13 protein-coding genes are annotated in these 14,596 nt (G+C 73.1%); 11 read left to right on the plus strand and 2 right to left on the minus strand.

Going from position 1 to position 14,596, the window contains the following annotated elements; genetic code table 11:
* The first annotated feature begins 293 nt into the window (after positions 1-293).
* Positions 294-2,894 carry an ATP-dependent chaperone ClpB gene (clpB, locus tag M6G08_RS09150; RefSeq protein ID WP_272586676.1) on the plus strand — a complete coding sequence of 867 codons (2,601 nt, stop codon included), beginning with the start codon at positions 294-296 and terminating at the stop codon, positions 2,892-2,894.
* Between the two features lie 51 nt (positions 2,895-2,945).
* Here clpB and M6G08_RS09155 read toward each other — a convergent pair whose 3' ends face one another.
* On the minus strand, positions 2,946-3,482 hold the full coding sequence (locus M6G08_RS09155) for a hypothetical protein (RefSeq protein WP_272586677.1): 537 nt from the start codon (positions 3,480-3,482) through the stop codon (positions 2,946-2,948).
* A 147-nt stretch (positions 3,483-3,629) separates the two neighbouring features.
* On the opposite strand from M6G08_RS09155, the gene M6G08_RS09160 reads away from it, so the two are divergent.
* Positions 3,630-4,166, plus strand: coding sequence for a YbjN domain-containing protein (locus M6G08_RS09160; RefSeq protein ID WP_272586678.1), 537 nt, complete (start codon positions 3,630-3,632; stop codon positions 4,164-4,166).
* A gap of 73 nt (positions 4,167-4,239) precedes the next feature.
* Here the strand turns inward: M6G08_RS09160 and M6G08_RS09165 are convergent, their stop codons facing one another.
* Positions 4,240-5,463 carry a pyridoxal phosphate-dependent aminotransferase gene (locus tag M6G08_RS09165; RefSeq protein WP_443048766.1) on the minus strand — a complete coding sequence of 408 codons (1,224 nt, stop codon included), beginning with the start codon at positions 5,461-5,463 and terminating at the stop codon, positions 4,240-4,242.
* A gap of 303 nt (positions 5,464-5,766) precedes the next feature.
* Here M6G08_RS09165 and M6G08_RS09170 point away from each other — a divergent pair, with 303 nt between their 5' ends.
* The 9 genes from M6G08_RS09170 to fbaA all read left to right on the plus strand — a co-directional run bounded on the left by M6G08_RS09170 (position 5,767) and on the right by fbaA (position 14,552).
* A complete protein-coding gene (locus tag M6G08_RS09170) occupies positions 5,767-6,042 on the plus strand; it encodes a hypothetical protein (RefSeq protein ID WP_272586680.1) in 276 nt (91 codons plus the stop codon).
* A gap of 421 nt (positions 6,043-6,463) precedes the next feature.
* The gene (locus M6G08_RS09175; RefSeq protein WP_272586681.1) at positions 6,464-7,000 is read left to right on the plus strand and encodes a DUF2617 family protein; all 537 of its coding nucleotides are present in this window, start codon (positions 6,464-6,466) and stop codon (positions 6,998-7,000) included.
* 119 nt (positions 7,001-7,119) lie between these two features.
* Positions 7,120-8,838 (plus strand): polyamine aminopropyltransferase, encoded by a 1,719-nt coding sequence (locus tag M6G08_RS09180; protein ID WP_272586682.1) that lies wholly within the window; start codon positions 7,120-7,122, stop codon positions 8,836-8,838.
* Between the two features lie 252 nt (positions 8,839-9,090).
* Positions 9,091-10,263, plus strand: coding sequence for a sensor histidine kinase (locus tag M6G08_RS09185; protein ID WP_272586683.1), 1,173 nt, complete (start codon positions 9,091-9,093; stop codon positions 10,261-10,263).
* Positions 10,260-10,967, plus strand: coding sequence for a response regulator (locus M6G08_RS09190; RefSeq protein ID WP_272586684.1), 708 nt, complete (start codon positions 10,260-10,262; stop codon positions 10,965-10,967). Before M6G08_RS09185 ends, M6G08_RS09190 begins: the two co-directional genes overlap by 4 nt.
* Positions 10,968-11,031: 64 nt before the next feature.
* The gene (locus M6G08_RS09195; RefSeq protein ID WP_272586685.1) at positions 11,032-11,907 is read left to right on the plus strand and encodes an SRPBCC family protein; all 876 of its coding nucleotides are present in this window, start codon (positions 11,032-11,034) and stop codon (positions 11,905-11,907) included.
* Between the two features lie 130 nt (positions 11,908-12,037).
* Positions 12,038-12,826: an aldose epimerase family protein gene (locus tag M6G08_RS09200; protein ID WP_272586686.1), complete on the plus strand. Its 789-nt coding sequence runs from the start codon at positions 12,038-12,040 to the stop codon at positions 12,824-12,826.
* A gap of 10 nt (positions 12,827-12,836) precedes the next feature.
* Positions 12,837-13,385: an orotate phosphoribosyltransferase gene (gene pyrE, locus M6G08_RS09205; protein ID WP_272586687.1), complete on the plus strand. Its 549-nt coding sequence runs from the start codon at positions 12,837-12,839 to the stop codon at positions 13,383-13,385.
* A gap of 135 nt (positions 13,386-13,520) precedes the next feature.
* Positions 13,521-14,552 (plus strand): class II fructose-bisphosphate aldolase, encoded by a 1,032-nt coding sequence (gene fbaA / locus M6G08_RS09210; protein ID WP_272586688.1) that lies wholly within the window; start codon positions 13,521-13,523, stop codon positions 14,550-14,552.
* Positions 14,553-14,596: the final 44 nt, after the last annotated feature.

A 14,596-nucleotide genomic window follows, 5' to 3' on the forward strand; every position in this document is an offset into this window, starting at 1 on the left:
CCCCCGGCAGCGGCGTCACCGTGACCTGAACACGGTGACGCCGCTGTCGTGCGTGTGGCGACATTTCGGGGTACCGACCCGTATCGCTCTCTACTCGGCGTGGCCGAAAAGCCCCTCGCGTGACGGTGTTCACCGCGCGAGGAGGCCGGCAGGCCAGGAACCTGGTGTCATCCGGGACAGGCGTCGTCGCTCCATCCTTGAGTGGAATAGACTCAACTTTGTGTACGTTGGATGAGTCAGCACTGGGAGACACGGCCGCCCGCCACGGCCGACGCTAGGAGGAGAGCCAGAACGTGGACGCCGAGCTGACCAACCGGAGCCGGGACGCGATCAACGCGGCCAGCAACCGGGCCGTGACCGAGGGGCACGCCGACCTCACCCCCGCCCACCTGCTCCTCGCCCTGCTCCAGGGGCAGGACAACGAGAACATCACCGACCTGCTCGCCGCCGTCGAGGCCGACCTCGCGGCGGTACGGTCCGGCGCCGAGCGCATCCTCGCCGGGCTGCCCAGCGTCACCGGGGCCACGGTCGCACCGCCGCAGCCCAACCGTGAGATGCTCGCCGTGGTCGCCGACGCCCAGGCCCGCGCCAAGGAACTCGGGGACGAGTACCTCTCCACCGAGCACCTGCTCCTCGGCATCGCCGCGAAGGGCGGCGCGGCCGGTGAGGTACTGGAGGGGCAGGGAGCCAGTGCGAAGAAGCTGCAGGAGGCCTTCCGCAAGGCCAGGGGAGGACGCCGCGTGACCACGGCCGACCCCGAGGGCCAGTACAAGGCGCTGGAGAAGTTCGGCACCGACCTCACCGCCTCCGCCCGGGAGGGCAGGCTCGACCCGGTCATCGGGCGGGACCAGGAGATCCGGCGGGTCGTGCAGGTGCTGAGCCGGCGGACGAAGAACAACCCCGTGCTCATCGGCGAGCCGGGCGTCGGCAAGACCGCCGTCGTGGAAGGGCTCGCCCAGCGGATCGTCAAGGGGGACGTGCCCGAGTCGCTGAAGGACAAGCGGCTGGTGGCGCTGGACCTGGGGGCGATGGTCGCCGGGGCCAAGTACCGCGGTGAGTTCGAGGAGCGGCTGAAGACCGTCCTCGCCGAGATCAAGGACTCCGACGGGCAGGTCATCACCTTCATCGACGAGCTGCACACCGTCGTCGGGGCCGGCGCCGGCGGCGACTCCGCCATGGACGCCGGGAACATGCTCAAGCCCATGCTCGCGCGCGGTGAGCTGCGCATGGTGGGTGCCACCACCCTCGACGAGTACCGGGAGCGGATCGAGAAGGACCCCGCCCTGGAGCGGCGCTTCCAGCAGGTGCTGGTCGCCGAGCCGACCGTCGAGGACTCCATCGCCATCCTGCGCGGCCTCAAGGGGCGGTACGAGGCGCACCACAAGGTGCAGATCGCGGACAGCGCGCTGGTGGCCGCCGCCAGTCTGTCCGACCGGTACATCACCTCCCGCTTCCTGCCAGACAAGGCCATCGACCTCGTCGACGAGGCCGCCTCCCGGCTGCGCATGGAGATCGACTCCTCGCCCGTCGAGATCGACGAGCTCCAGCGCGCCGTCGACCGGCTGAAGATGGAGGAGCTGGCGATCGGCAAGGAGACCGACGTCGCCTCCCTGGAACGTCTGGAGCGGCTGCGGCGCGACCTCGCCGACAAGGAGGAGGAGCTGCGCGGCCTCACCGCCCGCTGGGAGAAGGAGAAGCAGTCCCTCAACCGGGTCGGTGAGCTGAAGGAGAAGCTCGACGAACTGCGCGGCCAGGCCGAGCGCGCCCAGCGCGACGGCGACTTCGACACCGCCAGCAAGCTGCTGTACGGGGAGATCCCGACCCTGGAGCGGGACCTGGAGGCCGCCTCCGAGGCCGAGGAGGAGGTGGCCAGGGACACCATGGTCAAGGAGGAGGTCGGCGCCGACGACATCGCCGACGTCGTCGCCTCCTGGACCGGCATCCCCGCCGGGCGGCTGATGGAGGGCGAGACGCAGAAGCTGCTGCGCATGGAGGACGAGCTCGGCAAGCGGCTGATCGGGCAGACCGAGGCCGTGCGGGCCGTCTCCGACGCCGTACGGCGGAGCAGGGCCGGCATCGCCGACCCCGACCGGCCGACCGGGTCGTTCCTCTTCCTCGGGCCGACCGGTGTCGGAAAGACCGAGCTGGCCAAGGCGCTCGCCGACTTCCTCTTCGACGACGAGCGGGCGATGGTCCGCATCGACATGAGCGAGTACAGCGAGAAGCACAGCGTCGCGCGGCTGGTCGGCGCCCCGCCCGGATACGTCGGGTACGAGGAGGGCGGCCAGCTCACCGAGGCGGTGCGGCGGCGGCCGTACACCGTCGTGCTGCTGGACGAGGTGGAGAAGGCGCACCCGGAGGTCTTCGACATCCTGCTCCAGGTGCTGGACGACGGGCGCCTCACCGACGGGCAGGGCCGCACGGTCGACTTCCGCAACACCATCCTGGTCCTCACCTCCAACCTCGGCAGCCAGTACCTGGTCGACCCGGTGACCACCGAGGCCGAGAAGAAGGAGCAGGTCCTGGAGGTGGTCCGGGCGTCGTTCAAGCCGGAGTTCCTCAACCGGCTCGACGACCTCGTGGTCTTCTCGGCGCTGAGCAAGGAGGAGCTGAGCCGGATCGCGCGGCTCCAGATCGACGCGCTCGCCCGGCGCCTCGCCGAGCGCCGCCTCACCCTGGACGTCACCGACGACGCCCTGACCTGGCTGGCGGACGAGGGCAACGACTCGGCCTACGGTGCCCGGCCGCTGCGCCGCCTCGTCCAGACCGCCATCGGCGACCGGCTCGCCCGGGAGATCCTCTCCGGAGAGATCAAGGACGGCGACACGGTCCGCGTGGACCGCTTCGGCGACGAGCTCGTCGTGGGCCCGGCGGCGGGCGGCAAGACGTTGTAGCCCCACCTGCGCGCGGCCCCTGGAGTTCGCCCTCTGGGGGCCGCGCGCGTGTCACAGGGTGAACGCGGCGAACCGCACCAAGGCGGTGCCGGCGTCCTCGTGCTCGACGCTCACCTGGACGGCGTGGGCGTCCACACCGTCCGGCAGGCCCTGCGCGTAGCCCAGATCCAGACACAGGTCCACGGCGGCGTCCCCGCAGAACTCGGTCTCGGGCGCGGGCGCGTCCGGGTAGGTGTGCGCGAGCCACTCGGCGACCCCGGCGCGGGGCATCCGGAAGACCGCGCTGTAGTGGACGTCCTGCCATCCCTGCACCGTGCAGGCCCCCACCGGCTCGGCGTCGTCCGGCAGCGCCGCCCCGCCGAAGCCCAGCGCCTCCGGGCAGGGACGCTGTTCGGGGCCGCCGCCGAGCGGGTACTCGGAATCGGACGCCACGAGGCCCACGACGGCCACGAGGACGACGAGGACGGGGAGCAGCACCAGCGCGGCCAGGGCCACGAGGACCGCGGTCGGCCACCATCTGGTCCGCCCGCGCGGCAGCTCCTCGCCCCCGCCCGCGTTCCCCGCCACCGCGTCCCGTGCCCGTCTCATGGCCCCGCCTCCGTCCGCCACATGTCCCACCCGTCCACCCGACCGGCCGGATCATGTCAGCCGAGGGCTGACAGGCCTCCGGCGGGCTTGCCACCCCCCTCCCCGGATGGGAGAGGATGGCGAGATCCGTACGAAGGGAAAATCACGGTGAGCATCGACCCGTCCTCGATTCCGAACTTCGGGGGCAAGCAGCCCGAGCCGCAGCCCCAAGGACCGGCGGGCCCCGTCGTCCCGGATCAGGATCTTGTGAAGCAGCTCCTCGAACAGATGGAGCTCAAGTACGTCGTCGACGATGAGGGTGACCTCGCGGCGCCGTGGGAGCAGTTCCGTACGTACTTCATGTTCCGCGGCGAGGGCGACCAGCAGGTCTTCTCGGTGCGGACGTTCTACGACCGGCCCCACCAGATCGACGAGAAGCCGCAGCTGCTCGAGTCGGTCGACGACTGGAACCGGCGCACCCTGTGGCCGAAGGTGTACTCCCACACCCATGACGACGGCACCGTCCGCCTGATCGGCGAGGCGCAGATGCTGATCGGCATGGGCGTCAGCCTGGAGCACTTCGTCTCCTCGACGGTCAGCTGGGTGCGCGCCGCCATCGAGTTCGACCGGTGGCTCGTGGAGCAGCTCGGCCTGGAGCAGGAGGTCAACGAGGCGGAGAAGCCCAAGGACGAGGGCGAGGAGTAGTCCGCCCCCGGTCAGCGGGGAGCCCGGCCCGGACGGTGACGTCCGTGCCGGGCTCTTCCCCGTTCCGGGACGCTCAGGCCGTCCGGCCCGCCGTCCCCAGCGCCTTCAGCCGGCTGACCGCCTCCTCCAGCACCTGGGTCCGCTTGCAGAACGCGAACCGGACGAAGGGGGCGCCCGCCTCCCGGTGGTCGTAGAAGACCGCGTTGGGTACGGCGACGACGCCCGCGCGCTCGGGCAGGGCGCGGCAGAAGGCGAAGCCGTCCTCCTCGCCGAGGGGGCGGATGTCGGTGGTGACGAAGTACGTGCCGGAGGGGCGGTAGACGCCGAAGCCCGCCTCTTCCAGCCCCGTCGCCAGCAGGTCCCGCTTGGCGCGCATGTCCTCCCGGTAGGCCGTGAAGTACGACTCGGGCAGGGCCAGGGCCTCGGCGACCGCGTACTGGAAGGGGCCGGCCGACACGTACGTCAGGTACTGCTTGGCCGAGCGGACCGCCGTGAGCAGGGCGGGCGCGGCGGTGATCCAGCCGACCTTCCAGCCCGTGAAGGAGAAGGTCTTGCCGGCCGACCCGATGGTCACCGTGCGCTCGCGCATGCCCGGGAAGGAGGCGAGCGGAATGTGCTCGGCATCGTCGAAGACCAGGTGCTCGTAGACCTCGTCGGTCACCACCAGCAGGTCCCGTTCGACGGCCAGCTCGGCGATCGCCGCCAGTTCGGCGCGGGTGAGGACCGTGCCCGTCGGGTTGTGCGGGGTGTTCAGCAGCAGCAGGCGGGTGCGGTCGGTGACCGCGTCGCGCAGCTCGTCTAGGTCCAGGCGGAAGGCGCCCTCGTGCGGGCGCAGGGTCACGGGTACGCGGGTGCCGCCGGCCATGGCGACGCAGGCCGCGTACGAGTCGTAGTACGGCTCCAGCGCGACGACCTCGTCGCCGGGCTCCAGCAGGGCCAGCAGGGATGCGGCGATGGCCTCCGTGGCGCCCGCGGTGACCAGGACCTCGGTGTCGGGGTCGTAGGACAGGCCGTAGCGGCGGTGCTGGTGGGCGGTGACGGCGCCGCGCAGCTCGGGGACGCCCGGGCCGGGCGGGTACTGGTTGCCGCGTCCGTCGCGCAGCGCCCGTACGGCGGCCTCCCGGACCTCCTCGGGACCGTCGGTGTCGGGGAAGCCCTGGCCCAGGTTGATCGCGCCGGTCCGCACGGCCAGGGCGGACATCTCGGCGAAGATCGTCGTCCCGAACTCGGCGAGCCGGCGATTGAGGAAGGGGCGGGCGCTGGAGCCCACGGGCGGCGTGGAGGTCATGGCGGCCATCCTGCGCCGAAGCTCTGAGCTTCCTCAACTCTGCTTTGGGGCGTGGCGGCGAGGGGCATCTCCCGAGCACGCAACGAGAGCTTCACGCCGAGGACGTCGAGGATGCCGAGACGCCGAGACGCCGAGACGCCGAGACGCCGAGACGCCGAGACGCCGAGACGCCGAGGACGCTGAGACGCCGAGTGTGCCGCATGCGGCGCGCACGCCGCGTACGTCCTGGGCGCAGACAGCGAGGCACCCACGGGGGGTTGCTTCGGGGGACCTTCCGGGCGCGAGCCCGGACAGCGGAAGGAGGGTGACGCCATGGTCATCGGCCTCATCCTGATCGTGTTCGCCGCCCTGTTGATCGCCGGGCTCACGGCCGGAGCGCGCAGCGGCTCGTCCGCCGGGCACGTCCGGCGCCGGGGCACGCGGTCGTCCGGCGGGGGCGGCGGCAGCTGGTGGGCCGGGGACGGCGGATCGTCCCCGGGCGGACACGACTCCAGCCACTCCTGCGGTGGCGGCTCGTCCTGCGGAGGCGGGTCGTCCTGCGGGGGCGGGGGAGGGGGCGGCGGCGGATGCGGTGGAGGCGGCGGCTGACACGGGGCAGCCGAGCTCCAGCAGGGGGAACCGCATCCGCGCCACGGGACCCGCACCCGGGTCCCGCCACGGGGCCCGCGCCTGGGACCGGGCCCCGCCCCCTCATCAGCGCCCGCCGGGGAACGAGTCCGGCGGGCGCTCCCACGCACCGGCGCGCGCCGCGCGGGCGGGGGTGTACGCCCTGGTTGAACAGTTGAGCTGAGGAGCCCCCTGAGGGATGGAAACCCCACGAAGTTGGGTAAAAACGCTGTGGCGGCGCCACGGTTCATGATTCGCTCTCCCTCACCAACGCAGCTCCTCGGACGACCTGTTGACCCCCCTCCTGACCGGCCGACTGGGCTGAGCGGGCCGCATCTCCGGCAGTGACCGGGATGCGCAGGCCCCACACCTTCCGTTCCTTGTGTGCTTGCGGAGCCGATCCATGCTCACGACCCTGACAACCGCCTACACCGACACGCGCGCCGCCGACCTGGCCTGGGCCCTGGGGCGCGAGCCGCTGCCCGCGCTCGCCAGTCTCGATGTCGAACTGACCGGAGCGAAGATGCAGTTGAGACTCCTGGGGGCCTCCCACCAAGTGCTGCTCGAGGAGGAGCGGGGCACCTGCTCGGAGACGGTGGCGTGCATCCCGGGCAGCAGCACCCCCCTGCCCCTCGGCGTCGCCAAGCGGGTGGGCGACTGGGAGTACGAGTTCGCCGCCCGCGTGGAACGGCTGACGCCGGGTTCCTTCGCGGGGCGGGCACAGGAGCTGCTGGCCCTGGTCTCCGACCACCCGCACGGTCTGGCCGGTGTCTTCCCCGGCAGTCCGCACGCCTTCACGGCGCTGCTGGCCCAGCGGTGCGAGGGGCAGGTGCACTGGCGGACCTGGCACGCCTATCCGCAGGACGGCCAACTGGTGGCGACCCGGACCCGGGTGGGTGTGCGGGTGCCGGCGTCACGGCTCGCCCCGTCCGCGGGGTGAGCCGCCGCGGTCCGGGCGGACGACGGGACGAACGGGATAAACCTGTGGTGTCCAACGGGGCGCCGGTTTCACACGTGTGGGTGACGAAGCGCAGTGCGGGAGTGACGTAACGTCACTGCGTGATCGAACCGCACGCGCCCGCCCCACCCGGCTCTCCGCCGTCCTGGGGCGGCGAGGGCGGCCCCGGCACGCCGCCCTCGCCGCCCACCCGGGGCGCGCCCGCGCGGCTGCCCGTCCGGCCGGCCACCGGGCGGTTCCTGGTGCTGTCGGGTGTGTTCGTCTGCGCGGCCTGCGGGCTCGTGTACGAACTCGAACTCGTCGCCCTCGCCTCGTACCTGATCGGCGACTCGGTCACCCAGGCGTCCGTCGTGCTGTCCGTCATGGTCTTCGCCATGGGCCTCGGTTCGCTCGCCGCCAAGCGGCTGCGCCGGTTCGCGGCGGCGGGCTTCGGCGCGGTCGAGGCCGTCCTCGCCCTCGTCGGCGGCTCCAGCGCGATGGTGCTCTACGCCGTCTTCGCCTGGACCGGCGGCTGGGGCGGGATGTGGGCCGACGGCCCGCGCTTCCTCCTGGTCGCCTTCTCGCTTGTCATCGGCGTGCTGATCGGCGCCGAGGTGCCGCTGCTGATGGAGCTGATCCAGCGGGTACGCCGCCAGGACGCGGGCGGCGCCGTCGCCGACCTGTTCGCCGCGGACTACGTCGGCGCGCTCGTCGGCGGCCTCGCCTTCCCCTTCGTGCTGCTGCCCTTCCTCGGCCAGCTGACCGGCGCGCTGGTCACCGGCACCGTCAACGCGGTGGTCGGCGCCGCCCTGGTGCTCGGCCTGTTCCACCGGGACTTGTCCCGCAGGGCCCGCTGGCTGCTGCTGACCGCCAATGCCGTGGTCCTCGCCCTCCTCGCCACCGCGACCCTCCTCGCCGACGACTTCGAACGCGCCGCCCGGCACGCCGTCTACGGCCAGGACGTCCGTGTGGCCGTCCGGACCGGCGTACAGGAGGTGGTCCTCACCGGCGACACCGACGGCCGGCCCCTCGCGCTGTTCCTGGACGGCCGGCTGCGGGTCGGCGCCGACGACGGGCGGCGCTATCACGAGGCGCTGGTGCACCCCGCCATGAGCGGTGAGCGCGCCCGCGTGCTGGTCCTGGGCGGCGGCGACGGCCTCGCCGTGCGGGAGGTGCTGCGCCACCGCGACGTGCGCCGCGTCGACGTCGTCGAGTTCGACCCCGAGCTGACCCGGCTGGCCCGGCACGATCCCGGCCTGTCCGCGCTGAACGAGCACGCCTACGGCGACTCCCGGGTTCGCGTCGTCGGGGCTGACGCCTTCCGCCGGCTGCGCACGACGCCCACCGGGACGTACGACGTGGTGATCTCGGACCTGCCCGACCCGGGCGTCACGGCGGGCACCAAGCTGTACTCGCTGGAGTTCTACGGGCTGCTGCGCCGGGTGCTCGCCCCCGGCGGGCGGCTCGTGGTGCACGCCGGACCCGTGTCCGCCCGCCCCCGGACCTTCTGGACGGTGGACGCGACACTGCGGGCGGCCGGCCTGCGGACCGCCCCCTACCGCGTCGGCGCCTCGGGTACCGGCGGCGCGGCAGGCTCCGGCGATGCGGCAGGTTCCGGCGACGCGGCAGGCCCGGACCGCACGACCGCCGTCGGCGGGCACGCCCCCCGCGACTGGGGTTTCCTCCTGGCCGCCCGCAGACCCCCCGGACTGCGCCTCGACCCGGCGGCTCCCCGCCCGCGCACCCTCACGAACGAGTCCCTGGCCCGGGCCGCCCGCGCCGCCTTGCGCACCCGGACCGCGGACCTGCCGCCGTCGACACTGGTGCATCCCCGCTACTGACGCCGGACCCCCGTTCCAGCGCGGACATCCGCCCGTGCGACGGTCCGCCCCTCCCCCGGGACCGGGACGGACCGCCACACCCCCCTGCGGATCGTTCGCACCGAGAACCTACGGCCGCCCCGCCCGTACCCGAATCCCGCAGCGGGTGGACATGGGGGTCGACCCAGCGCGGTAGGCCGCCGGTTCCTGCAACTTCCGCGGTACGGCGGAAGGATGACGCCGCCACCGGGCGGGCGGTTCTACGCTGCGGCAATGCGCCTGCACCCCCTGGCGGCCGACGGCCTGATCGCCGCGGCGCTCACGACCGTGGCCGTACTGCTCGGCACCGAGGCCGTCGCCCAGGGGTGGCCCGCGCTCGACCCGCTCGCCTGGACCCTCGTCGCCCTGGTGACCCTCCCGCTCGCCCTGCGCACCCGCGCCCCCGTCACCGTCTGCCTCGCCGCGCACGCCTGCTGGGCGGTCTACGTCACCCTCGGCTACTGGCCCGTGGTCGGCTCCTTCGGCCCCATGCTCGCCGTCTACACCGTCGCCTCCCTCCGCCCCACCCGCACCGCCGCCGGCTGCGCCGCACTGCTCGCGGGTGTCTGGATCTACGCCGGGGTGGTCAGCGACGCCGAGGCGATGGCGTCGGTCGTGGGGCAGGCCGTGGGCTTCCCGCTGGTGCTGTGGCGGTTCGGGTACGTCGCCCGCCGCACCGCCGAACTCACCCGTCGGCTGCGGGCCGAACAGGCCGACCGGGCCCGCCGTGAGGTGGCCGGGGAACGCGTGCGCATCGCGCGGGAACTGCACGACGTGGTCGCCCACCACATCGCCGTCATCAACGTCCAGACCGGTCTCGCCCGCTTCGTCTTCCACACCGACGCCCGCACCGCCCGCGACGCCCTCGACACCATCGAGGGGGCCAGCGGCGAGGCCCTCGCCGAACTGCGCCGCATGCTGGGCCTGCTGCGGGCCGACGGCGTCCAGGGCGCGGACGGCGCCCCCGCTCCCGGCCTCGACCAGCTCGACGAGATGGTCGCCCGGGTGCGCACCGGCGGCGTAGGCGTCGACCTGCACGTCACGGGCACCCCGCGCCCCCTGCCGCCCGGCGTGCAGCTGTGCGTCTACCGGGTGGTGCAGGAGGCCCTCACCAACGTGCTCAAGCACGCGCCCGGCGCGCACGCCGACGTCGAACTCTCCTACCGCGCGGGCGAGGTGGCGGTGTCGGTGACCGACGACGGGCGCGGCGGGACGGCCCGGGAGGGGGTGGATCCGGACACAATCCCCGAGCGCGGGGGCCATGGCTTGATCGGAATGCGGGAGCGGGCCAAGCTCTACGGCGGGACGATCGCCGTCGGCCCGCGCAGCGAGGGGGGATTCGGCGTGCGCCTGACCCTGCCGACGCCGGTACAGACCGCACGCCGGGGAGACGTCGTCCACGAATGACCGAACCGGACCCGATCAGGCTGCTCGTCGTGGACGACCAGTTCCTCGTCCGCAGCGGACTCGCCGCGCTGCTGCGCGCGGCCCCCGGCATGGAGGTCGTCGGCGAGGCCGCCGACGGGGCCGAGGCGGTGGCGCTGGCCGCGCGGACCCGGCCGGACGTCGTCCTCATGGACATCCGCATGCCCGGCATGACCGGCATCCGGGCGACCGAGCAGATCCTCGCCGAGGCGGTGGACCCCGCCCCCCGGGTCCTGGTCCTGACCACCTTCGACCTCGACGAGTACGTGTACGGCGCCCTGCGCGCCGGCGCCTCCGGCTTCCTGCTCAAGGACGCCGGCCCCGAACGGCTGCTCGCGGCCGTCACCGCGGTGCACGGCGGCGACGCGCTGTTCGCCCCGGCGGTCACCCGGCGCCTGGTGGAGGCGTTCACGCGGATGCCGGACACCGGACCGCGGAGCGCGCCGGACGCCGCGTCCCCGCCCGGGCTGACGGCGCTGACCGGACGCGAGGCCGAGGTGCTGAAGCTGGTCGCCCGCGGCCTGAGCAACGCCGAGGCCGCCGACCGGCTCTTCATCAGCGAGGCCACGGTGAAGACCCACCTCAACCGGACGATGACCAAGCTGGGCCTGACCAGCAGGGCCCAGGCGGTGGTGGTGGCGTACGAGACGGGACTGGTGACGCCCGGGGGTACGGGAGGTACGTGAGGCGGCGGACGACTTCGTGCCGACGGGGGGTGGGCCGGGCGCCCGCTGGGTAGGGTGCCGTGACATGGAGCATGAGGTGTTCGTTCCGGTTCCGGCCGCGCGGCTCGGGGACGCGCTGGCCGACCCCGCCCGGGTGGCGCGGGCCCTTCCGGGGCTCCAGCAGGACGCCGGTGCCGAGCCCGTCACGGGGCGGCTGAAGGTGCGCGTCGGCAGCCACTCCATCACCTACCGGGGCGCACTGCGCCTGACCGCCCGGGACGACGGCACGTACGCCGTCGAGGGCGATGCCACCGAGTCGCGCGGCACCGGCACGGTCGCGCTCGCGCTGACGCTCCGGGTGGCGGACGCGGACGGCGGCTGCACCCTGGTGATCGCCGGGACGGCCACGGCGGACGGACGGGTCACGGAGCTCCCGGCGGACGCGGTGACGTCGGCGACGACGAGGCTGCTCACCCGCTTCGCGGAGAACCTGGGCCGGGCGGCGGAGCAGGAGGCGAAGCCCGAGCAGGAACCCGAGGCCGGGCCGGGCCAGCAGCCCGAGCCCGAGCCCGAGGCCGAAGCCCGGCCCCGACAGGGGCCCGACCCCGAGCACGTCTCCGTCTTCGACACCGAGGTCCCTCCGTCCTCCCTTGCGGACGAAGCGGAGGCAGAGGCAGAGGGAGAGGCGGAGGCAGAGGCGGAGACTCAGGCCGGGCCGCGGGCGCCCGGCACCCCGGAAGTCCCCGAGCCGCCCCCCGCCGAGGCCGCGCACGCGCGCCGTACGATGATCGGCCGCAGCGCCGAGGAGGTGGACCACGCCCCGCCGCGCGGCCGGTACGCCCCCGTCCCCGCGCCGCAGGCGGGCGTGGCCGGCACCTCCCTGCGCTGGGCCGCACCGGCGGCGGCGCTGGTGGTGGCGTCGGCGATCGTCGTGGGCCGCGCGCTGCGCAGGCGGCGCTGAACGGACGCGGCTGAACGGCGGCGCTGAACGGACGCGGCTGAGCGACGCCATTGAACGGCGCCATTGAACGGCGCCACTGAACGGCGCCGACCGACTGGGGCGCCCTTGATCGCCCCAGTAGGGTCGTGGCGTGAGCAACGAACCCATCACGCTGACCGCGGGTGACGCGGAGGCGACCGTGCTGCCGGGCAACGGCGGCCGGATCGGCGGGCTGCGCGTCGGCGGCACGGAACTGCTCCGCCAGGGCGAGCGCTACGGCTGCTTCCCGATGGTCCCCTGGTGCGGCCGCATCCGCGAGGGCCGCTTCCGGGACGGCGCGGTCGTCCACCAGATGCCGCTGAACTCCCCGCCGCACGCCATCCACGGCACCGCCCGCGACGCCGCCTGGCGCACCGCCCGCGTCACCGACGGCGAGACGGTCCTCACGTACGACCTCACCGACCCCTGGCCCTACCCCGGCCGCGTCACCCAGGTGATCGCCCTCACCGGGGACGCGCTGACGCTGACGATGTCGGTCGAGACGTACGAGTCGTCCTTCCCGGCGCAGCTCGGCTGGCACCCCTGGTTCAACCGCACCCTCGACGGCGCGGACGTGGCGATCGCCTTCGACCCCGCCTGGCAGGAGGAGCGCGGCGACGACCACCTGCCCACCGGCAACCGGACCGACCCGAAGCCGGGACCCTGGGACGACTGCTTCGGCATGCCCGACGGAGTCGACGTCACCCTGACCTGGCCGGGTCGGCTGGAGCTGAGGGTGACCAGCCCCGAGCAGTGGGCCGTGGTCTACGACGAGCAGGAGACCGCCGTCTGCGTGGAGCCGCAGACCGGCCCGCCCGACGGCCTGAACACCCTCCCGCGCCTGGTCACGCCCCTGGAGCCGTTGGAGGCCACCACGACCTGGCGCTGGACCCGGCTCTAAGCTTGGGGGCATGACGGACGTACGCGCGGCGCTGCTGCAGCAGATCAAGGACAAGGCCGTGGTGCACGGCAAGGTGACCCTCTCCTCGGGTCTCGAGGCCGACTACTACGTGGACCTGCGCCGCATCACCCTGGACGGCGAGGCCGCGCCGCTGGTCGGGCAGGTGCTGCTGGACCTGACGGCCGACCTGGAGTTCGACGCGGTCGGCGGGCTGACCATGGGCGCCGACCCGGTCGCCGCGAGCATGCTGCACGCCGCCGCCGCGCGGGGCCGGAAGCTGGACGCGTTCGTCGTCCGCAAGGCCGCCAAGGCGCACGGGCTGCAGCGCCGCGTCGAGGGCCCGGACATCGAGGGCCGCCGCGTCCTGGTCGTCGAGGACACCTCCACCACCGGCGGCTCCCCGCTCACCGCCGTCGAGGCGGTGCGCGAGGCCGGTGCCGAGGTCGTCGCCGTCGCCACGATCGTCGACCGGGCGACGGGTGCCGCCGAGAAGATCGAGCAGGGCGCCTCGGTGCCGTACCGGTACGCGTACGACAAGGACGAGCTGGGCCTCGACTGAGCCCCTTCCAGGACGTCCACTCGGAGTATCCCGGTTCGTCTGGAAGGATGGGGCCGACGATGACGTCGCCCCCCATGGTCTAGGTCAGGGCCGAAGCACGTATCAAGCCCACCCGCACATACAAGGAGCGGACAGATGCCCATCGCAACTCCCGAGGTCTACAACGAGATGCTGGACCGGGCGAAGGCAGGAAAGTTCGCCTACCCGGCCATCAACGTGACCTCCTCCCAGACGCTGCACGCGGCCCTGCGCGGTTTCGCGGAGGCGGAGAGCGACGGCATCGTCCAGATCTCCACCGGCGGCGCCGAGTTCCTGGGCGGCCAGCACAGCAAGGACATGGTGACCGGCGCCGTCGCCCTCGCCGAGTTCGCGCACATCGTCGCCGAGAAGTACGACGTCACCGTCGCGCTGCACACGGACCACTGCCCGAAGGACAAGCTCGACGGGTACGTGCGTCCGCTGCTCGCGGTCTCCGAGGAGCGCGTCAAGGCCGGCCGCAACCCGCTCTTCCAGTCGCACATGTGGGACGGCTCCGCCGAGACCCTGTCCGACAACCTCTCCATCGCCCAGGAGCTCCTGGAGCGCGCCCGCGCCGCCAGGATCGTCCTCGAGGTCGAGATCACCCCGACCGGCGGCGAGGAGGACGGCGTCTCCCACGAGATCAACGACTCCCTCTACACGACGGTCGACGACGCGGTCCGCACCGTCGAGGCCCTGGGCCTGGGCGAGAAGGGCCGCTACCTGCTCGCCGCCTCCTTCGGCAACGTGCACGGCGTGTACAAGCCGGGCAACGTCGTGCTCCGCCCCGAGCTGCTCAAGGAGCTGAACGAGGGCATCGCCGCGAAGTACGGTCAGCCGGCCGGCAGCAAGCCGTTCGACTTCGTCTTCCACGGCGGTTCCGGCTCCTCCGCCGAGGAGATCGCGACCGCGCTGGAGAACGGCGTGGTCAAGATGAACATCGACACGGACACCCAGTACGCCTTCACGCGTCCGGTCGCCGACCACATGTTCCGCAACTACGACGGCGTCCTGAAGGTCGACGGCGAGGTCGGCAACAAGAAGACCTACGACCCGCGCACCTGGGGCAAGCTGGCCGAGGCCGGCATGGCCGCGCGCGTCGTCGAGGCCTGCGGGCACCTGCGCTCGGCGGGCCAGAAGATCAAGTAACACCCGGCCTGCACGGCCGTGTACGGCGAGCCCGGCGCCCGAGC

Origin of the sequence: Streptomyces sp. M92 (assembly GCF_028473745.1) — a bacterium.
GTDB lineage: Bacteria > Actinomycetota > Actinomycetes > Streptomycetales > Streptomycetaceae > Streptomyces.

Bases quoted from the DNA above. Each gene is read 5' to 3' on its own strand.
- pyrE (WP_272586687.1), top strand. From the start codon at position 12,837: ATGACGGACGTACGCGCGGCGCTGCTGCAGCAGATCAAGGACAAGGCC.
- M6G08_RS09185 (WP_272586683.1), top strand. From the start codon at position 9,091: ATGCGCCTGCACCCCCTGGCGGCCGACGGCCTGATCGCCGCGGCGCTC.
- fbaA (WP_272586688.1), top strand. From the start codon at position 13,521: ATGCCCATCGCAACTCCCGAGGTCTACAACGAGATGCTGGACCGGGCG.
- M6G08_RS09190 (WP_272586684.1), top strand. From the start codon at position 10,260: ATGACCGAACCGGACCCGATCAGGCTGCTCGTCGTGGACGACCAGTTC.
- M6G08_RS09155 (WP_272586677.1), bottom strand. From the start codon at position 3,482: ATGAGACGGGCACGGGACGCGGTGGCGGGGAACGCGGGCGGGGGCGAG.
- M6G08_RS09165 (WP_443048766.1), bottom strand. From the start codon at position 5,463: ATGGCCGCCATGACCTCCACGCCGCCCGTGGGCTCCAGCGCCCGCCCC.
- M6G08_RS09170 (WP_272586680.1), top strand. From the start codon at position 5,767: ATGGTCATCGGCCTCATCCTGATCGTGTTCGCCGCCCTGTTGATCGCC.
- M6G08_RS09175 (WP_272586681.1), top strand. From the start codon at position 6,464: ATGCTCACGACCCTGACAACCGCCTACACCGACACGCGCGCCGCCGAC.
- M6G08_RS09195 (WP_272586685.1), top strand. From the start codon at position 11,032: ATGGAGCATGAGGTGTTCGTTCCGGTTCCGGCCGCGCGGCTCGGGGAC.